At 44.0% G+C, this 20629-nt stretch carries 13 protein-coding genes; 4 read left to right on the top strand and 9 right to left on the bottom strand.

The genetic code is table 11. From position 1 onward, the window contains the following. Window positions 1–125: 125 nt before the first annotated feature. Window positions 126–1856 (bottom strand): AraC family transcriptional regulator, encoded by a 1731-nt coding sequence (locus DW103_RS10210; RefSeq protein ID WP_122275748.1) that lies wholly within the window; start codon window positions 1854–1856, stop codon window positions 126–128. 435 nt (window positions 1857–2291) lie between these two features. Here DW103_RS10210 and DW103_RS10205 point away from each other — a divergent pair, with 435 nt between their 5' ends. The 3 genes from DW103_RS10205 (at window position 2292) to DW103_RS10195 (ending at window position 7521) form a co-directional block, all read left to right on the top strand. Next, the gene (locus DW103_RS10205; RefSeq protein WP_122275746.1) at window positions 2292–4679 is read left to right on the top strand and encodes an ABC transporter permease; all 2388 of its coding nucleotides are present in this window, start codon (window positions 2292–2294) and stop codon (window positions 4677–4679) included. 92 nt (window positions 4680–4771) lie between these two features. Further along, window positions 4772–5161, top strand: a complete 390-nt coding sequence (locus tag DW103_RS10200) for a Dabb family protein (RefSeq protein ID WP_122275744.1) — start codon at window positions 4772–4774, stop codon at window positions 5159–5161. Window positions 5162–5196: 35 nt separating this feature from the next. Then, complete coding sequence (locus DW103_RS10195) at window positions 5197–7521, top strand: glycoside hydrolase family 20 protein (protein ID WP_122275742.1); 2325 nt, start codon at window positions 5197–5199, stop codon at window positions 7519–7521. A gap of 141 nt (window positions 7522–7662) precedes the next feature. On the opposite strand, the gene DW103_RS10190 is transcribed toward DW103_RS10195, so the two are convergent. Beyond that, entirely contained in the window at window positions 7663–9189 is a 1527-nt protein-coding gene (locus tag DW103_RS10190; RefSeq protein ID WP_122275740.1) for a sulfatase-like hydrolase/transferase, read from the bottom strand. Between the two features lie 121 nt (window positions 9190–9310). Here DW103_RS10190 and DW103_RS10185 point away from each other — a divergent pair, with 121 nt between their 5' ends. After that, window positions 9311–11791: a prolyl oligopeptidase family serine peptidase gene (locus DW103_RS10185; protein WP_122275738.1), complete on the top strand. Its 2481-nt coding sequence runs from the start codon at window positions 9311–9313 to the stop codon at window positions 11789–11791. A 72-nt stretch (window positions 11792–11863) separates the two neighbouring features. On the opposite strand, the gene ahpF is transcribed toward DW103_RS10185, so the two are convergent. The 7 genes from ahpF to DW103_RS10150 form a co-directional block, all read right to left on the bottom strand. Beyond that, entirely contained in the window at window positions 11864–13420 is a 1557-nt protein-coding gene (gene ahpF / locus DW103_RS10180) for an alkyl hydroperoxide reductase subunit F (RefSeq protein ID WP_122275736.1), read from the bottom strand. Window positions 13421–13428: 8 nt separating this feature from the next. Next, the gene (gene ahpC / locus DW103_RS10175) at window positions 13429–13995 is read right to left on the bottom strand and encodes an alkyl hydroperoxide reductase subunit C (protein ID WP_122275734.1); all 567 of its coding nucleotides are present in this window, start codon (window positions 13993–13995) and stop codon (window positions 13429–13431) included. Between the two features lie 114 nt (window positions 13996–14109). Next, window positions 14110–15009 carry a cation diffusion facilitator family transporter gene (locus tag DW103_RS10170; RefSeq protein ID WP_122275733.1) on the bottom strand — a complete coding sequence of 300 codons (900 nt, stop codon included), beginning with the start codon at window positions 15007–15009 and terminating at the stop codon, window positions 14110–14112. Window positions 15010–15090: 81 nt separating this feature from the next. Beyond that, entirely contained in the window at window positions 15091–16017 is a 927-nt protein-coding gene (locus tag DW103_RS10165; protein ID WP_122275731.1) for a HipA domain-containing protein, read from the bottom strand. 2 nt (window positions 16018–16019) lie between these two features. Then, on the bottom strand, window positions 16020–16346 hold the full coding sequence (locus DW103_RS10160; RefSeq protein WP_122275729.1) for a HipA N-terminal domain-containing protein: 327 nt from the start codon (window positions 16344–16346) through the stop codon (window positions 16020–16022). After that, window positions 16346–16561, bottom strand: coding sequence for a helix-turn-helix transcriptional regulator (locus DW103_RS10155; RefSeq protein ID WP_122275727.1), 216 nt, complete (start codon window positions 16559–16561; stop codon window positions 16346–16348). The genes DW103_RS10160 and DW103_RS10155 overlap by 1 nt, the downstream gene beginning before the upstream one ends. Window positions 16562–16937: 376 nt before the next feature. Then, complete coding sequence (locus tag DW103_RS10150; RefSeq protein ID WP_122275725.1) at window positions 16938–20546, bottom strand: DUF6383 domain-containing protein; 3609 nt, start codon at window positions 20544–20546, stop codon at window positions 16938–16940. Window positions 20547–20629: the final 83 nt, after the last annotated feature.

The following is a 20629-nucleotide window of genomic DNA, read 5'->3' as shown; positions in this document are numbered from 1 at the left end:
TCTCATGCTGTCCCGGCTTTATCCCAAATTGTCACTCTTTGCGGGATTTTTCATGAAACAAAATACCCAAAAAGAGACAGAGATTAAAGGATACAGCCTCTTAAACTTCTTTCGACCGGCAGTTGTCAGCCCTGTTGCGACTTGGCAATCTTACGGTATTCCGTAGGACTGATACCATAATGTTTACGGAAAAGACGATAGAAAGTGTTGACCGCATTGAACCCACACTCCAACGCAACGGCCTCGACAGTCAGTTCAGGATGTTTATCCAAACGCCGGCGAGCTTCATCGAGCTGCAACACCCGGATATATTCCATCGGCGTTTTTCCGGTGACAACCTTGACTGCTTCGGTCAGCACATTCTTATTCGTACCGAGCACGGAGGCTATCTCGTCACGGGCAATATTCGTATCGGAAAGGTTGTTGCCTGAAAACAAATAGTCCCGCAACTGTGCAACCAGTTCGCGCTGCTGGCTACTTCCGGGAAGCATATCGTCGGCCGAGTCCACAACCTCCACAGGAGGCGAGACATGGGTCAGCAACGACAATTCGTCCGCCATACGATCCTGTTCCTTAATTTGCTTATACAAATTACGGTTCTTGGCAGCAATAATCCGGTTATAATAAACAACTCCTGCGAGCAGCAAGACCAGAAAAAGACAGATACCGAGCGTGAAGAGGAAATAAATCCGGTTATGCTCCTTCTCCGCAACGTATTTGTCCACCTCGTACTGTGTCCGAATTTCATCCAGCTTGGCATTAAAATTCGTATTATAATCCGCTTCCAGTTCCTCTATTACTTTATAGAACAGCTCCACAGCTTTCTCCCTTTCTCCCATTTGGATAAGCGTCATCAGCTTCAACCCTTTCGATTCGAGCAGATGAGGAGATACCTCTATATCCTTGTCGAACATTTCGAGTGCTTCCTTATAACGTTTTTTCCCGTAAAGGATGTGTCCGCGTTCCTTATACATCTTGATTGAACCTTTAGTGACACTGTCTACTTTGTTAATGTATAACTGTGCCTCGTCGAATTTATTCGTCTGGCGATAGAGATCTATATAGCTGAACCACAAGTTGCACCATGCGGAAAGCTGAACGGATTTCGATGCTTTTTCGTAGCGGCGGTTCACCTCCTCTGTCTCATGGGCGGCTTGCATGGCATCGTCATAGCGTTTTTGGGCAATAAGATTCTGCACAAGATTGTTGGAAACGGTTGCCAGCATATTCAGATAGGGCGTTTGTGGCTGCAACATGTCGATGCTTTCCCTCAAACACTTTTCCGCTTCGGAGAACCGCCTTTGAGAAGTATATATCTTAGCGATAGCATACTGTATGAGTCCCATTCCACCACGGTCGTTTTGCTCTTTGGCATAGTTATAGATACTATCGGCCTTATCGAGAGCTTCTTCATAGTCCCCTTTACGCCGATAAGCTTCGATGAACATACTGCACGATTGATAGTAATTTTTCCATAAATTGTTTTTGGCAAGAAAATCGAGGATAGCAGGGCTTTGACGGATTACTTCGTCGTAAAGGCGTTTACTGGAGATTGCCGCAAGACGGTTGTAGCAGGCACTTCCTTGCTCTTCAAGGTTTTCCAACTTCCGGGCATCAGCATCTATCGCATCGTAGATAGTAAGAATTGTATCGAGCACCTGGTCTTTGTTCACTTCCATCTGATAGAGACGAACCAGTTTCTTGTTAGCTTCCAACCGTTCGGCAGCATCAGCTTTTGAAATGACAAGGCGCAGGGAATCTTTTTCCTGCTGACGGGAATTTTGTGCCGAAACAGGCGAGACGAAACATAGGTATAGAAATCCCCATAAGGAAATCAGGCAGATGGTGCACTTCATAATGTAGCTTATTTTCTTTATTCTCAACAAATATACTATTTATTTTATTGAAACAACTATGCAAATACGCTCTTTTCTGCTACCACTACCGATTGGCAGGATGTTCTTTTTTTGGGTGTTTTGCTATCTGTTTGATACGTTAAAAAGGGTTACATGTGCGGGTAATTTATTTTACCTGCTATACTAATCCCATTTAGTTGCTCTATTAATGACATTTTGATAGTCGGCTTAGGATACATTTCCGACACAACAGTCTATCTATTGAGTGAAAAGATTATACCTGTTACAAACGTGCGAATACAAACATAATATGTGCGTTTTCGCTCTACAGGAAAAGACATTCCGGACTGTTTAATGGTGATTATCAACCTGTAATCTCTTTGGCATATTTTTTGTATCATCAATAAATAATATTTATAAAGAAAGCATACCATTATGATAGCACATATTATCAAAGTCAGCATTCGAAATCTATTAAAATATCGTCAGCAATCCATAATCAGCATCATCGGATTGGCAGTCGGAATTGTCTGTTTCGCCTTATCAGCCTATTGGATACGCTATGAGAGAGGGTTTGATGCTTTTCACAAAAATGCAGACCGTATCTATCAGGTCAGACAAATCGACCCAAATCACGAATATGGAATATATATTAATACGCCACCGCCATTGGCACAGACTCTGGAAAAATATTTTCCCGGGATAAAAGCTAGTGCCGTTTCTCAGAGAGTTTACGACATCGAACCAGAGGAAAGCAAAAAAGAGATTGATGTAGAAGAAGTTGATAAAAACTTTTTTGAACTGTTCGATGTTCAGATACTTCTCGGGTCTATTGATTTTAATGACGAAAGAGGAATACTGGTAAGTGAATCCTTTTCCAAAAATTATTATCATACAGACAATCCGATTGGAAAAGAACTTATCCAATATGTCAGTGGAGAAGAATATAAGCGATTTACCGTACGGGGAGTTATAAAAGACTGGCCTAAAAATACGAATATGCCTTTCCAGGCGATTTGTCCTATCGGAAAAGAAGAAATCTCAAATTGGAGCATCCCGAGCATAAACTATATTCTTTTAGACAAAGAGACAGACGCCCGGACTTTTAAGGAAAAACTGGAGAAACTTCCTGTTAAAGAAATGCTATCCTCCCCGTCTTTCACCATTGTTCCAATCAAAGAAGCTTATTACACAGAGCCTACCTATAATGATGCCGGACTTAAATTCAAGCAAGTAGCGCTTTTTGCTTTATTAGGCCTGCTTGTTATCGCTTCCGCATTATTCAATTACCTAAATCTATACGTAAGCCGCATCTGGATACGAACCAAAGAATTATCTCTCAGAAAAGTAATCGGGTCCTCTAAGTTCGAAATATTCATTTTACTGTCCACTGAATTCCTGATTCTACTCCTTGTCGCTTGTTCAATCGGGCTTATCGGCATCGAATGGAGTCTGCCCAAATTCAAGACATTTGCAGATATACAATCCGACACTATCCTGATATATCGTGAATTAGCCGTTTATCTTTTCATTCTGATTGTTATTTCCTTGTGTATGGTTTCCGTTGTCATTCATTATACGCAACGTCGTCTATTCCAAGAATCCATTCGTACGGTTCTACATCCTCGCGGAAAAGGGATATTTAGTAAAATAAGTCTTTTGCTACAGATGATAATCGGTGTAGGATGTATTTTCTGCACAACGGTTTATTATAAACAAATTCATACATTAGGCCATGCGAACCCGGGATTTGATAGGAGCAACATTCTTTCATTCCACACATCTCCCAAAAACACATTCTTTTATAGGCCCTCTGCGCAAGAGTTTGAATTGATTTCCAGCGGATTAAAAAGCATCCCTACAGTCACTCAATTCATGCCAATCGGATATGGCGCTATTCTACCACGCACAATCTCAAGCAGCTCGCAAGCCCGCACTGAAAAGATGAACGATAATGAATGTATTGAATACAATGATTTCTCTGTATATCCGGATTATATCAAATTCTACGGTTTACAACTCATTGCCGGAAAAGACTTTAAGACAACTCCTGAAGAGAATGGGGCAGATGTGATAATTAATCAGACTCTGGCTCAAAAACTCGGATTGAAAGATCCGGTCGGGCAAGTAATCATAGAAATCCCAAAGGCTTATTATCTACCAGATGGAACGTCTTTCCAACCACAATGGAGCCAAAAGCACACCATCATCGGTGTAGTAAAGGACTTTGCTTATGCTTCACTAATCACTCCTTGTCCGCCGATTGTTCTATCTGTAAAAAATGAATTTATAAGCACTGCTGTTAAATATCAACCCGGCACCTATAAACAAACAAGAGAAGCGATAACCCAAATGGTAGAAAAAAAGATACCCGGTTATGAAAGTAAAATTTTTAACATGGACGAAGAATACAGGAAACAGTTTGCCTCCGAAGAATCATTGCGTTTTCTGTATGCACTATTGACCTTGGTCTGCGTGATTATCTCCCTGTTCGGGATTTATTCGATGATAGCACTCGACTGTGAGCAGTACAGAAAAGAAATCGCCATCCGCAAAGTAAACGGGGCTTCTCTACTTTCCATCTTCTACCTGCTTTTCAAAGGGTATATCCAACTGCTGGGTATTGCATCCGTTTTTGCTTTCACGACCGGATACCTCATCATAAAACCTTGGACGGAACATTATGTCCTGCAAACCAAGATTAATTGGTGGCTCTACCCGCTGCTGTTCCTTATCACTACAGGGATTGTATTCCTAACCGTATTTGCCAGGATTTGGCACACTGCCCATATTAATCCGGCGGAGGAATTGAAGAAAGAATAAACAAAAGAAAAACAGAATGACACATAAGCTGGCCTAATTTTTCATTTTTTATTTCTATCTTTACGCGCAATCAGCTACAATTTGGAATTATCATGAAAAAGACATTATTAGCGTCGCTTGTCATTCTGGCTCTTTCGGCAGTGGTGGTTTGTTGTAATAACAGTGCTCCCAAGCAGGAAAAAGTACTCCGGCATGTGGTAATGTTCGGCTTTAAGCCAGAAGTGTCGGCCGAACAAATCAAAGAAGTGGAAGACGCATTCTCTGCCCTCCCTTCTAAAATAGACCTGATAAAAGGATATGAATGGGGAACCGATTGTAGTCCCGAAGGGCTACAGCAGGGACTGACCCACTGTTTCTTCTTGACTTTCCATTCGGAAGCCGACCGGAATGCTTATCTGGTACACCCGGACCACAAAGCGTTTGGAAAAGTACTGGGCAATAAAGCGTCGGCCGTCACGGTTGTCGATTACTGGACAAAATAACAAACAATACTTTTTATATCATAACTTATAAACGCATGAATAGACTAACAAAGTACGCATTGTTGCTGGCAGCTTGTGCCGGCACAATGGCCTGTTCCGACAGGAAAAAAGCACAAGGTGATTTTGAAATCGTCCCATTACCACAGGAAGTCAAGGCTCAAAACTCACATCCGTTTCTGCTGACACCGGCTACAGTGATTACCTATCCCGAAGGGAATGAACAAATGCAACAGACCGCTTGGTTTCTGGCTTCTTACATAGAGGATGTAACCGGCTATGCTATCCGAACAGCTCCTTCTGCCGAAGGAAAAGCACCCATTCATTTATCAGTAGACAAGAGTATCCAGAATCCGGAAGGGTATCGACTGGCCGTCACAGACCAAGGTATCGAAATAGCCGGTGGGTCGGAAGCCGGCGTTTTCTACGGAGTGCAGACACTGCGCAAATCTCTTCCGGCCACAGCAAAAGCGATGGATATAGAAATTCCGGCTGTGCAGATAAACGATTATCCGCGCTTCAGGTATCGTGGAATGATGCTTGACGTAAGCCGTCATTTCTTCTCCATCTATGAAGTAAAGAAATATATCGACATCCTGGCTTTACATAATATCAATACTTTCCACTGGCATCTTTCCGACGACCAAGGTTGGCGTATCGAGATAAAGAAATATCCGGAACTGACCCAAATAGGTTCACAACGAAAGGAGACGGTCATCGGTCACAATTCCGGTGAGTACGACGGACAGCCTTACGGTGGCTTCTATACGCAGGATGAAGTACGCGACGTCATTGCCTACGCGAAGAAACGCTTCATTACCATTATCCCTGAAATCGACATGCCCGGCCATCAGTTGGCAGCTTTGGCTACCTACCCGGAACTGGGATGTACCGGAGGTCCGTACGAAGTATGGCGCCAATGGGGTATTTCGGAAGATGTAATCTGTGCCGGAAACGAAAAATCCATGCAGTTCCTCGAAGATGTATTGGCTGAAATCATCGACCTTTTCCCCTCGGAATATATTCATGTCGGAGGTGATGAATGCCCGAAAGTACGCTGGGAACACTGTCCGAAATGTCAGGCACGTATCAAAGCCGAAGGTATCAAAGGCGACAGTAAACACAGTGCGGAAGAATACCTGCAAAGCTACGTAATTTCACGTATGGAAAAATTCGTGGAAAGCAAAGGCCGCCATATCATCGGTTGGGATGAAATTCTCGAAGGTGGACTGGCTCCGAACGCGACAGTGATGAGTTGGCGGGGTGTCAGCGGCGGTATCGAAGCAGCCAAACAACAGCATAATGTGATTATGACTCCGAATACCTATCTATATTTCGATTATTACCAATCTTCCGATACGGAACACGAGCCTCAGGCCATCGGAGGATACCTTCCGCTCGAACGCGTTTATTCGCTCGAACCGACGGCTGGAATACCGGATGAGTCGAAGAAATATGTAATCGGTGCACAGGCCAATCTGTGGACGGAATATATCCCGTCATTCAGACAGGTGGAATATATGGTAATGCCGCGTATAGCTGCTTTGTCGGAGGTGCAATGGAGCGATCCGGCTAAAAAGGATTATAAAACATTCCTGCCCCGTCTGGTTCGGTTGACAGCCTTATATGACCAACAAAGATACAATTATGCCAAGAACATCTTCGATATTCAAGCCACATTCACTCCGGATACGGAAAGCGGACAAATCATCGTAGACCTGACAACAATGGGCAATGGCGATATCCGTTATACGCTGGATGGAAGCGAACCTTCGGCAAACAGCCTGTTATATGAAGCCCCCTTGAAAATAAAGGAAGATGCCGACATCCGGGCAGTTGTTGTACGACCGAACGGAAACAGCCGTGTTTTCTCTGAAACAATTCATTTTAATAAAGCGACCTCCAAACCGGTCACACTGCTTGTTCCGCCCAGCCGGGGATACAGTTTCAACGGAGCCCCGGTATTGACGGATGGACTTACCGGAGACGGAAACTACAAGACCGGCCGCTGGCTGGGCTTCCAAGGAGTGGACCTCGATGCAGCTATCGACCTCCAGAAACCAACCGAAATCAGTAAAGTATCTTTCAACACCAACGTGGTAAAAGGAGACTGGATTATGGGAGCTACCGGTGTAACGGTGAAAGTCTCGGAAGACGGCCAAACATTCAAGGAGATAGCAACCGAAGCTATTCCTTCGCTGAAAGCAGACGATAAGGACGGCATATATCCGCATGAACTCACTTTCTCCCCGGTAAAAGCCCGCTACGTAGAAGTAATCATCAAAAGCGATAAACTCCCGGCCTGGCATGGTGGTGCCGGTAATGCCGCATTTCTCTTCGTAGATGAAATAAATATAGAATAACAGCATCTTTTATTCAAGAAAGATTATAAAAAAGAAGTGTGACTCTAATTATGGGCCACACTTCTTTTTTATTTCATACAAGCCTACCATATGCTTTTCAATATATCATTTACATCCAAATGTAAGCATGAAAATGCAACCTCAATAATCAGTAATTTTCCCTGTCTGCCGCTTCAACTGTTCAAACCGAATCATCATCTGGCGAAGGCGACGAGGTTCCTTGGTCGCTAAGTTATTCTGTTGATTCACATCTTCCTTTACATTATATAATTGATAACAATTCCCCAAACCGGAGAAATCGGCCTCTTCCTCATCACCATAATAGTTGGGGTAAGGGGGAATCATCACCCAGTCGCCTTGACGAAATGCATAGTTGAACATGCCTTCGATAACAAGTTCCGAACGTCCTTGCTTGTTCTGCCCTAAAAAAACGGAGAGCGTATTCTGGCTATCAGTCTTATCCGCATACGTCTGTCCTGTCAATGCGGCCAGAGAAGCCAGCAAATCCATTTGGCAAACCAGCACATCCGAAACAGCCGGTTTCACTACAGCCGGCCAGCGAAGCATAAAGGGCACACATGTTCCACCATTATACAAACTGGTTTTTCCTCCCCGGTAAGGCCCGGCCATCTTATGGTTGCCTACCAGTTCCACTGCCTGGTCTTTGTATCCGTCATCCAGCACAGGACCGTTATCGCTGGTAAAAATAACTAAGGTATTTTCTGTCAGCCCCAGTTTATCCATTTCTTTCAGGAATTCAGTCACACACCAATCAGCCTCTAAAATTACGTCACCACGCGGCCCCATACCCGATTTACCGGCAAAACGCTCGTTAGGAACGCGGGGAACATGCGGTTGATGTAACCCGTAATACAGAAAAAACGGTCTATCCTTATTCTCCCGCATAAAACCTTTTGCCTTTTCCAGAAAAAGCTCAGCCATCTCTTCATCTTTCCATTGCGCAGCCTTCCCCCCTTTCTGGAAACCAATACGGGGAACACCGTTCACAATCGAACCGGCATGCCCCACACTCGGATGCATACGAAGCAGTTCGGGATTATCTTTTCCCGTCGGTTCGCCTGCAAAGTTCTTTTTGTAACTGACCAAAAGAGGGTCGGAAGGATTAAGCCCCACCCCTTCGCCATTTTCGATAAAGATACAAGGAACACGGTCATTGGTTGCAGCCTGTATAAAGGAATAATCATACCCGACCTCTTTGGCTCCCGGATAGATTTTATCATTCCAATCTACAGAACCGTCTCCCAGTCCCAAGTGCCATTTACCGACAGAACCGGTCACATAGCCGGCTTGCTTCAGAACCTTCGGTAAGGTTATTTGCCGGGGATTGATAATCAATGCCGCATTGCCGGGAAGTATTTTAGCATCCGTATTCGTCCACGGATACATACCGGTCAATAAGGAATAGCGACTGGGCGTAGAGGTAGCGGCCGTACAATAGCCTTGCGTAAAACGTAATCCTTCGTTCGCCACCCGGTCCATTCCCGGCGTTTTGATGGAGGATGCCCCATAACAGCTTAAATCGCCATAACCTAAGTCATCGGCAACAATAATCACGATATTCGGTTGTTTTTGTGCGTTTTGTGCGTTCGAAGCAACAGGCAACAGGCTTGCGAAAGCCCCTAAAGATAAAAGATGAGTGTGTTTCATGTTAGTCTCTATAGATTGATATACAAAGAAAGTATAAATTTAAGATACTTGAAAATAGATGATTAGATTTTTATTAGGAGATAATTGATAACTTTGTCCGAAAATATCAAATTCACAAGCCATGAAGAGAAACGCCTTGCTATTAGCAGCACTATGTGCCTGCAACCTACTTTTTGCTGAAGAAGTAATTGTCAGGCAGTATAATTACGCAGGTCCCTACGAAGTTCAGAAGCCATTTCTGGCAGACAGCTTGGACGTAAACAGTAAGAAGTTTACGGAAGCAGAGTTATTAAAAGCCACATTGCCTTTCGAGAATGTCCGGCAAAACGGTCGGATACTTGAGGCCGCATCCAACGGAGAACTATCCCTCCCGGCTCCGGCAAGCAACTATGCCGTCAGCCTCGTCTCTTTCTACCTGAACAGCGACCGATACGTAAAAGGCACGTTGCATATCAAAGGGCCTGATACGTACGAAGTCTATATTGACAACGAGAAACAGACACCGGCAGAAAATAACATCGCCCTGACTCTGGAACCCCGCCGATACGAAGTCATCATCAAATATCTTGCGGAAGGAAAGAAAGAAACTTCCCTGAAAGCCTCTTTCGAAACAGAAGCCGAAGCAGTCGTTTCCGCTACCACCAATCCGGAAAAGCGATACACGTTAAACGAAGTTTTCGACGGTACCCGTTTGCGTTCCGTCAGTCTTTCGCCAAATGGGAAATACCTGCTTACTTACTGGCAAACAACTTATCCGGGAGGCCAAACAAACAGTTACCAACAGGTAACGGATAAAGCGACCGGACAGGTCTTGCTGGAAAGCAGTACCGATGATTACGACTGGATGCCTGCCAGCAACCGGCTGTATTATACCCGCAAAGGAATAAACGGAAAAGAGCTGGTCACTGTAGACCCGGTCACCAGAGCTGAAACCGTTTTGTCCCACAACCTGCCGGATGGCGCATTCATCTTTGCCCCGACGGAGGACTATCTTATCTTTGTGATTTCCGAAGAAGGACCGAAAAAAGGGGAAGACCTGCAAGAAATACTCGTGCCGGACGACCGCCAGCCCGGTTGGAGAAATCGCTCCTTCCTTCATAAATACGACTTGACTTCCGGGCTTTTCCAACGACTAACGTACGGACATACTACCACCGCCCTGAATGACATTTCGGAAGACGGTCGCTACATCCTTTTCTCCTGCAGCGAACCGGACTTGACCAAACGCCCGTTCGAAACGGCCACCCTCTATCGCATGGACTTGCAAACACGGGAAGTTGAGGAGTTGCTGAAAGACGCATTTTTCAGTTATGCCCGTTTCTCACCCGACGGTAAACAGCTTGCAATAGCTGCTTCCGGAGAAGCATTCGGAGGTATCGGCCTGAACATTCTTCCGGGACAAACCTCCAATATGGGTGACGGACAACTGTTCCTTTACAACTTGGCTGACAAAAAAGTAACCCCTGTCACCAAGGACTTTGACCCTTCTGTCCAGCGCTTTGCCTGGAACAAAAACGATAAACAAATCTACCTGCAAGGAGAAGACAAGGATTGTGTCCGCCTATATATGCTCAACCCCACAAATGGAGCCATCAAACCGGTTCTGTTAAAAGAAGACATTCTCTCTGATTTCACATTCTCACAAACCACCCCTGAATTAGTCTATTTCGGAGAAAGTGCTTCAAACTCCCAACGCCTGTATGCCGTAAATCTGAAAAAGCAGACCTCCGTTTGTCTGAAAGATTTATCCGAAGACATCCTGAAAGACGTGGTACTTGGAGATGTGCACGACTGGAACTTCAAAGCTGCTGCAGGCGATACGATTTACGGTCGCTACTACCTGCCTCCCCATTTCGACGCAAATAAAAAATACCCGATGATTGTCAATTACTACGGAGGAACCAGTCCGACGGAACGTTCACTTGAAAACCGTTACCCTTCACATGTTTACGCGGCATTGGGATACATTGTCTACATCATCCAACCCAGTGGGGCAACCGGCTTCGGACAGGAGTTTTCGGCCCGCCACGTGAACGCATGGGGAAAACGGACAGGAGATGAAATCATCGAAGGGACAAAGAAGTTTTGCGAGGAACATCCGTTTGTCGACAGTGAAAAGATAGGTTGTATCGGCGCCTCCTACGGAGGATTTATGACGCAATACCTGCAAACGAAAACCGATATTTTCGCCGCCGCCATTTCACATGCCGGCATCAGCGATATTACCAGTTATTGGGGAGAGGGCTACTGGGGCTACTCCTACAGTGCCCTTGCCAGTGCGAACAGTTATCCCTGGAACGCGCGCGACATGTACACACAGCAAAGTCCGTTGTTCAATGCCGACAAAATCAATACGCCTATCCTGTTCCTGCACGGTACGGCCGATACCAACGTCCCTATCGGCGAAAGCATCCAGATGTTCACAGCATTGAAGCTTCTGGGTAAACCGACTGCTTTTGTTCAGGTAGTGGGACAAAACCACCAGATTTTCGATTACAAAAAACGAGCCGAATGGAATAAAACGATTTATGCCTGGTTCGCGAAATGGCTGAAAGAACAACCGGAATGGTGGAATGCGATGTATCCGGAAAAAACATTATAAAAATCCTAAAGGGGCTGACTCCCTTTTACAGTGAGCCAGCCCCCAAACCATCTTAAAACCCAAAAAGAATACTTAACCTACTATTATTCCCCTCATTCTGTCTTCGAATGCGGAAAGTGCAGCCTTAGCCCCTTCCCCCATCGCTATGACAATCTGTTTATATGGTACAGTCGAAACATCACCTGCGGCATAAATACCCGGAACATTCGTCCGGCAGTGCGCGTCAATGACGATTTCTCCCTGCTTATTTGTTTCCACCACTTCGCGGAACGGGCCACTATTGGCAGCCAAACCGATTTGAACGAAGATGCCGTCCAAGTCAATCACACGCTCTGCTCCCGACTTCCGGTCTTTCACCCGGAGTCCCGTTACCTTTTCCCCATTCCCTATCACTTCCAAAGATTGGGAACTTAAGAATATTTCCACGTTCGGCAGACTTTTCGCTTTCTCCTGCAATACCTTATCCGCCTTCAGCTCGTCCATAAATTCCAGTACGGTTACCCGGGAACAAATACCCGCCAAATCGATAGCCGCCTCAATACCCGAATTTCCGCCACCCACTACGGCTACATGCTTCCCTTTGTAAAAAGGTCCGTCGCAATGCGGACAGAAAGCCACCCCGCGGCCAATGTATTCCGCTTCACCGGGAACATTCAGTTTCCGCCAGCTGGCTCCGGTTGCCACGATAACGGCGGGAGCGGAAAACACTTCACCCGAGGCTGTGGACAATCGCTTTTCCGAACCGTTCAGTTCGACCTTTTCAATCCGGCGATGTTCCAGGATATCAACGGGATAATCGTTCATATGCGCACGCAAGTCGGCAGCCAACTGTTCGCCGGTAGTTTTAGGAACGGAAATCAAATTCTCGATACCGACGGTTTCTTTCACCTGTCCCCCTACGCGCTCCGCCAAAACAGCCACTTTCAACCCTTTCCGGGCGGAATAAATAGCGGATGCGGAACCGGCCGGACCAGCGCCTACAACAATTACATCATAATTCCGGACTGTCCTTTCGGCTGTATTTTCCTTTACTCCATACTGAGCTTCCAGCTTGGACAGCAACTCTCCGAAATCGCTACGTCCCACGTGCAGCAATTTTCCATCGGCAAAAACAGAAGGAACGCCCTGTACTTTCATCTCTTCAACCTCTTTCTGGTTGATTGCGCCATCCACCATTTCATGCGTAATTCCACTATTCAGCGTGGTCATCACGTTTAAAGCCTGTACAACATCCGGACAATTGGTACAAGTCAGGGAAACATAAGTTGTCAGTTTTATCGGGCCGTTCAGCACTTTTACCCGTGCACGGATACTTTCATCCGGTATATTTTTCCCTTTTCCGTCACTATTCAGAATAGCAAGCAGCAAGGAGGTAAATTCATGTCCGTTGGGTACGGCGCGGAAACTGAGACCCGTAGGTTCACCGTCCTTCAACAAAACAAACTTCAATCCCTCACCTTCCGAAACCCGATACGACAATTTACCGGAACAGGAGGCCACATCGCCTAAAAGCTCCAGTAATTCACTGCGGCTCTCATGCTGCGGGGATACCTGAATATCAAATGTATAATCAGAAACCAGCCCGGCAAAAATGCCGGATAACTGGTCTTTCATTGCTGCATCCAACATAAGCCTTATCAGATTTTACCAACCAGGTCGATACTCGGCTTCAAGGTAGCTTCCCCTTTTTTCCACTTGGCAGGACAAACTTCATTCGGGTGAGAAGCAACGAACTGTGCAGCTTCCACCTTACGGAGCAATTCGTCTGCATTACGGCCAATGCCGTTATCGTGGATTTCGGCAATCTTAATTTTTCCTTCCGGGTTTACCAGGAATGTCCCGCGGTAAGCCATTCCGTCTTCTTCAATCATCACGCCGAAAGCACGGCTCAGAGCACCTGTGGGGTCTGCCAGCATCGGATATTTGATTTTACGGATTGTTTCGGAAGCATCGTGCCATGCTTTATGTACAAAGTGAGAGTCCGTACTTACGGAATATATTTCGACACCCATTTCCTGGAACTTGGCGTATTTGTCCGCCATGTCCACCAGTTCTGTCGGACATACAAAAGTAAAGTCGGCAGGATAGAAAAAGAATATAGCCCATTTACCTTTGATATCTTCGCTTGTTACAGTCTTGAAATCACCGTTCTGGAAGGCTTGAACTTTAAACTCGGGTGCTTGTGAATTAATAATCGGTTCCATGATTTTTACTATTTAAATTGTTCTTACTATTTTTGATTACGATGCAAAGGTAAATCGTAACCACCTGATAGAAAGAATTTTTCAAATTGAAAAAATTTATGGACCGATAGATGACTACCGGCAGCAGCTTCCGTCGCAGCAAGCCCCAATCGTCTCAAATTCGAGTGTAGCATGCCGGATACCATCCTGTAGCAGTTTATCTTTAATCGCTTGCTTGATAGCTTCCATCCGTCGAGTATCCTTTATCAGAATATGTGCCGTCAGGGCCGTTTCCGTTGTGCTGATAGCCCAGATATGCAGGTGATGAACTCCTTCCACCCCATCCACTGCTTCAATCGTTCCGGCCACTTCTTCCAAGTCCGTTCCTACCGGAACGCCGTCCAACGAAAGGCGCACACTGTCCCGCAGCAGTCCCCAGGTGGAATAAATAATAATCAGCGCAATAACGAGCCCTATCACCGGGTCGATAACGTACCATCCCGTACGGGCTATCACCAAGCCCGAAATAACTACACCGACCGAAACCAATGCATCCGCAGCCATGTGCAGATAAGCACCTTTCACATTCAAATCTTTGTCCTTATCCTTCATAAACAGCCAGGCTGTCACCGCGTTTATCACGACTCCTATACCGGCTACCCAGGCAATGGCATCTCCTTCCACCGGTTGGGGATGAAACAATTTACCGATACTCTCCCCTATGATAATCCCGACAGCCACCAGCAAGATAACGGCATTCAGCAGCGATACCAATACCGTGCTTTTTTTGTATCCATAAGTAAAACTGGAGGTAGGATGCACTTTCGCGAGCCGGAAAGCCAGCATGGCAAGTACCAGACTCGCCACATCTCCCAGATTATGCCCTGCATCCGACAGCAATCCCAGTGAATTATACCAGAACCCTGCCAGAAACTCAGCCACAACAAAAACCAGATTCAACGAAATGCCAATGATAAACGCTTTATTCAAGGAAGTTATTTCGTGATGATGATGTTCATGATTATGATGTTCCATATCCCTTTCTTTTTTAATGATAACAAATCGATACAAAACTATGTTTTTCCGGTCAAATATAGAACACCTATTTGTAAGTATTCAAAATTTCTTTTTCAGTAATGCCTTATATTGTTCTTTCATATCTTCGGGAAGAAAAGATGTATCAATAAATGCCAGCCATTTCCCGGAAAGTGCTACAAATTTAGAGAATATATTATCAATAACCTTCTTTCCTAAACCGCTGTTATTCATTGCAATCTCAAAATCCAAACGCTTGATTTTACGCTTTTTCCCATTTAAAGTTAAAGCCAGTTCTTCCGTATCCTCCGGCATGACAAGAGCAGTAGAGAGCATATCATACCCTGGAGTCAGAGAATAATATCCCCGGCGCAAACTATACAACGAAAAGTTCTTCAAATGCATATCCGCATTGCCCGTAAGCCATGAAAAAACGACCTGTTCCCAAAAATTCACTACATCGAGCTTGGGGATTGAAGAGTATTGCATGATAAGCTTTGCTATCTGCTCATAAGAACCCTTGTATTTATATTCCGTAAGGCGTTCCGACAGTTGGCACATATCTTCCATCGGATATTTTTCTCCTTTCAAGCCTCGGTCTATACGCTTAGTTATATACGACAACTCCCCGTCGGCAAAACGTATAAGAGAGTGAGGTACAACATTTATTTTCGCCAACTCGGCAAGATGCATTGTCAAATCTTCCACTTCCGGCAAGTGCTTGAATTCATCAGTTTGCGGCTTAAGTATATAACGCCCCCACAACCCTACAATAGTAAAACGTTGGGACTCATTACGTGAAGAAGAAATATCAAGTGACAATTTAGCTTGTACGCCTGTAAGAGTGGTCTGTGAACGAATCACCTGTTCTGCCAACTGCGTAATATCCGCTCTGGTATAGGGCAATAAAGGGGCTGTTTTACTTCCGAATATTTTTTTGGCACAACGAGGATGAAAATCAGTTTCACCCTCACGGAGTTCTTGATAACAATATAAACACCTGTCCATAACTACTCCTCGTTTGATATAGGTATAACACTAATAGCTCCGATGCAATCTTTGCAACACGCCAACAATAGCGACATACGATCGTGGCGGTCAATTTTCCAACTCTTTTCTGCAATATCCAAAAGCCAACCTTCGGGGATTAAACCGTCAAAAAACGGGAATAAAATCAAGCTGGTATAAGGCTTCTCCGAAAGAGGTAGCGTAAGGCTGATTGCTCCCGCTCCGTCAGATTGAAGATAAGCAGCATCGTACTGAAAGGTATAACCGTTCTCATTTTCAGTCAGTATTCCGGCCAATTGACCATCATTATATATAGAGGCTTGTCTCATTATCTATCGGACTTAGTCATTGGAACAACACCTACTTCTGCTCCAAAGAGGTTGAGTACCTGGTTCACTTTATCAAGGCGTAGTGTCTGTTTACCTTGCTCGAGTTCACGCACAAAACGGAGACCGACTCCCGATTTTTCCGAAAGTTCCACCTGCGTCAGATTATGCTCTTTGCGCATCTGCTTTACGTATTCAGAGAATAATTTAGTATCCATAATTATACCCTTTTGGGTACAAATATAATACAATCATTTTATTTTGCACCCTTTAGGGTATAAAACTATTTATAAAACTATTATTTATACCATATCAGGTGTAATTCATCTATTCTCAGGAAAGGATTCGATTCATAGCTTTATTCTTTCTTCCGCACATAAGAAAGCCCCGGAGATTGATACCTTCGGGGCTTCTTGTCTTGTTCTGCTTTCCGGCCTTCACAGGGGAGAAAACAGATGAACTTTTAGTTCATTACTTTAGTATTATTAATATTAAATTATCCGGATTGCTTGTTCGCCCTCGCGGGGTAGTTGGCAGCTTACCGCGCAATCCGGTGAATTATTCTTTTCTAATAATCCTTATTTATTCATTAACTTATTCAACAATCGCTTTTACAGCTTCTTCGCCTTCAACAGCTACTACTACAACACCTGCAGGTACTGCAATCGTTTCGTTGTCGGAAGCAAGGATTGTGTTAGCTTTTACTTGACCCAGCATGTTGCTGATGACAACCTTCTTGCCGGCTGCACCGCTGATAGTCACCTTACCTTCGCTTGCGATTACGCTTACTTCGGATACGGATACATTATCATTGTCGGTCGGAGCCAGTTCAGTGTCTTTGATTGCGAACAACTGAGCTTGGTCTTTATCACCCAGTACGAGGATACCGTTCAGGTAGCTTACATACTGCTTAACTGCATCTTTGGATGCTGCTACTTCAATTCTGTAATAGCCTTTAGCTTTTTCATCTTCAACAAATGCCCAAGTTGCATTGCTGTAACCCATCTTAGCTGCTATATCCAATGTGTCAGACTTAGCTGCTTTCGGCAATCTTTCGATAGCCAGAGAGTCGCCTGATGCGTTGTCTACGCGGTTTGCATATACGAAACCTACACGTGTCAAACCATCTTGTTTATATTTAACATCTTTGGTGTCGGTAGAGTCTGCATAACTTACCATATAAGCTTTTCTATCGAATGCGCCTACCTTTTCAGTATCGACTGCTTTCGTGATGTAGTAAGCATAACGGAAGTTGTCTTCTCTTTCAACATAAGCAGTATCCAAACCTAATACGAAGTCGTTGTCTGTTGCAGCAGCCTTCAGTTCCAGACCTGTACGTTTGATTTCGGCAAACGGTTTAACAGCTGTTACCTTAGAAGCTTCGTCGTTCATCAAGGAGATGATTACGTTCTTCGGAGCATCTGTAAACTTATGGTAAATATCAATTGTAGCAGCTTCCAGGTCGAATGCCCAGTTGGTGATTTCGGTCGGACCTACTACGACAACATAACCATTCTGGTCTACAGCAACTTTCTTAGCCGTATTACGAGCATCTTCAGCAACTCTCCATAAGATTTCATACTGAGCAGCTTTGTCGCTTGTACGACGCAAAGTCAAATCAGCTTCATTCTTTTTAGCTTTCTTTGTCAATACAACCTTATTTGAAGCACTCATCGTTAAGAACAATGTATCGCCATTGAAGTAAACTTCGCCATTGTATTTGTTTGCTTTCAAAGTTACGTCTTTCAGATTTTCTGCTGCGTTCGTTTTCATCTTGAATTCCAATGAGCTTTCAGCATCATCTGTCATCACAACGGAAGAGTCAGTATTCATCGTCAGATAGAATGTCTTTGTCGGATTTGCGAAGTTTGTTGCTGTCAGTTTGTATGTCTGATTGTCGATAGCTTCTTTCGACAAGTTCTTGTAACCGGCAGGAATAGCTTTCACTTCTTCCAATTGAATAGTATCCTTTACTGTAACGTCTGATACTGTCCTTTCTACTTCGTAGATTTTCTCCTTTTCATCTATTACATAGAATTTTTGAGCGCCAACCAATTCCTTATTGAAGTCACGGTTTGCAATCGCATATTTACTTGCATCATCATCAGCTGAAGAAACGAACCACTGAGTCGCCGGAACATTCGCATAAGTAACTGCAGAATGAGCCCAAGCATCCCCTGTAGTAGAAGTCATCACGAAGTACGGTTTAGTTTCATATTCCTTCTTCAGAGACTTCACATAGTAAGGAGTACCTTTTTCCAACTTAGCTGTTTCACGTACCACTTGTTTGATTGTGATTGTAGAGTTATAATAAGCAGGGTCATAGATATCTGCTGCTACGGAAACTTCACGATGTGTCTTAGCCAAAGAACGGATAACAACAACTGCATTGGTTGCTTCAAAACCTTCTTTATACCAAGTACCATCCAGCTTATTAACATCCGGCATAAATGTATTGACAGTCACTTCGTCACCGGCAATCTTTTCAGGAGCTACCTGCAATTGGAATGCGAACAGATTGATGTTCTTTTCTTTAGCGGCTACAACGGCGTTATCTTTCTCTTCACCTACTGTAGTCAATGTATCAGCTTTGAATGAGAAATATCTTTCATTTCTAGCTACGTAGTTTGTATCTACAGAGAGATAAGCTTGTTTTCCATCAATCATTGAGTCTACGATTGCGATAGCATAGTAACCTTTAGCACCACCTTTGTCAACTTCTTTAGCCAAAATGTCTTCAGATACTCCAAATTTATCTTTAGAAGCAGAAGTTTTAACAGCAGCCAACAGTCCTTGAATTGTAGTGCTATACTGATCATATACCTTATTCTTACCAGTTCCAGCTGCTTCAAACATCGCAATCTGTGCTTTTGGACTAGCAGATGTAAAATCAGGTTCATCTTCAGCTTTCAGATACGGTTTTTTCATAAATGCAGTCATCGTAGAGTCTACAACAGTATAAGCTTTGTCTGTTGCAGCTTTCACTTCACCAAACAGTTTTGTTGCAGCAGCTAAAGCTGTTTTATACTCTGTCAATGCTTTATTATCGCTGGCAAGTTTTGTATTTTTAGCCAACTCAACCTTCGCTAACGCATTCACTTTAGCATTTGCATCTTTCAAAGCCTTAATTAAAGTTCCCTCGGCAGTTCCATCAGCAAAAGCGGCTAATGCGTCATCCAAATCAGCGTAAGTTTCTTCAGCTGTTGCTACTTGTTCTTTGAATAAATCCCCAATGGTTGCAGCATTTCCTGTTGTATTACCCGTATTTTTAGCCAAGGTAATTACCTCCTCAATACTGTTTATTGTAGCTGTTAATGCAGCATCCAAATCAGCCAAAGCTTCGTCCGTAGCGTCTTTTGCGGCAGCTAAATCTGCTTTGAAAGAGTTTGTACCCGTTGTTGCAGTCGTAAACATGGATTTAAAGCCTACGGCACGCAATTTTCTACCGCTCAATAAATTTCCAATCGTGCTATTCTTAACGTCATTAGAGAATACCAATTCGAATGCTTCATCTTTCGGATTTTCATTCAAATCGGTAACAGTCATAGAATAAGGAGTATCCACATCTACCAACTGAAGTGTAAGAATTTCGCCTTGACCTCCATCTGGAGTAACCGTTGCTTCTTTTCCGGCCTCAGCCTCAGCCATCATGACTTTTACTTCTCCTTCTCTTTTTACCAATGCATACTGATAATTCTTTTTTGCTGCAGCATCGTAAAAATTAGTTCTGGCTTCCTGAGCACCGGTAATGGTGATTGTTCCATCTTCGGCAATAGTAATAGATCCGTCTTCAGCATTCATCGAACTCAGACCATCAGATGTAACATAAGCATACTGAGCCTGATAGAACTTTTTCTGACTTGCCGATACGTTTTTCTTAGAAATAGCCAAAACCTGACCGTCTTTGTTTTCCAAGTTAAACTCATAGGAAACATGACCCTTTTCGTCAATAACTTCCTTCACTGTCGGCTTCCATAGAGTTGCATTAAATGCTTCATAAGATTTTGCTGCGTCATCTGCTTTAACAAACGCCACACTGTCTCTCTTACCGTCAGCACTATGACCAATAATCAAACGGTCTGTTTTGGAAGCAGCTAAAGTCACATGATAATACTCTTTCGGGTTCAGGTCTATTGCCATAGCCGAAAAAGAACTACCCGCCAGCAGGATGCCGGCTAAAAGTGTAGAAAACTTCTTGTTCATACTTAAACTTTTTAATTTATAATATTAATGTATATTGAAATGTCTCTTTTTCGATTTTACGCACGCTTGTTAAATTCTGTATA

It is taken from the genome of Parabacteroides sp. AM08-6, assembly GCF_003473295.1.
GTDB lineage: Bacteria > Bacteroidota > Bacteroidia > Bacteroidales > Tannerellaceae > Parabacteroides.
This window is presented reverse-complemented; position numbering and strand designations above follow the sequence as displayed.

Bases quoted from the DNA above. Each gene is read 5' to 3' on its own strand.
- DW103_RS10210 (WP_122275748.1), bottom strand. From the start codon at position 1,856: ATGAAGTGCACCATCTGCCTGATTTCCTTATGGGGATTTCTATACCTA.
- DW103_RS10205 (WP_122275746.1), top strand. From the start codon at position 2,292: ATGATAGCACATATTATCAAAGTCAGCATTCGAAATCTATTAAAATAT.
- DW103_RS10200 (WP_122275744.1), top strand. From the start codon at position 4,772: ATGAAAAAGACATTATTAGCGTCGCTTGTCATTCTGGCTCTTTCGGCA.
- DW103_RS10195 (WP_122275742.1), top strand. From the start codon at position 5,197: ATGAATAGACTAACAAAGTACGCATTGTTGCTGGCAGCTTGTGCCGGC.
- DW103_RS10190 (WP_122275740.1), bottom strand. From the start codon at position 9,189: ATGAAACACACTCATCTTTTATCTTTAGGGGCTTTCGCAAGCCTGTTG.
- DW103_RS10185 (WP_122275738.1), top strand. From the start codon at position 9,311: ATGAAGAGAAACGCCTTGCTATTAGCAGCACTATGTGCCTGCAACCTA.
- ahpF (WP_122275736.1), bottom strand. From the start codon at position 13,420: ATGTTGGATGCAGCAATGAAAGACCAGTTATCCGGCATTTTTGCCGGG.
- ahpC (WP_122275734.1), bottom strand. From the start codon at position 13,995: ATGGAACCGATTATTAATTCACAAGCACCCGAGTTTAAAGTTCAAGCC.
- DW103_RS10170 (WP_122275733.1), bottom strand. From the start codon at position 15,009: ATGGAACATCATAATCATGAACATCATCATCACGAAATAACTTCCTTG.
- DW103_RS10165 (WP_122275731.1), bottom strand. From the start codon at position 16,017: ATGGACAGGTGTTTATATTGTTATCAAGAACTCCGTGAGGGTGAAACT.
- DW103_RS10160 (WP_122275729.1), bottom strand. From the start codon at position 16,346: ATGAGACAAGCCTCTATATATAATGATGGTCAATTGGCCGGAATACTG.
- DW103_RS10155 (WP_122275727.1), bottom strand. From the start codon at position 16,561: ATGGATACTAAATTATTCTCTGAATACGTAAAGCAGATGCGCAAAGAG.
- DW103_RS10150 (WP_122275725.1), bottom strand. From the start codon at position 20,546: ATGAACAAGAAGTTTTCTACACTTTTAGCCGGCATCCTGCTGGCGGGT.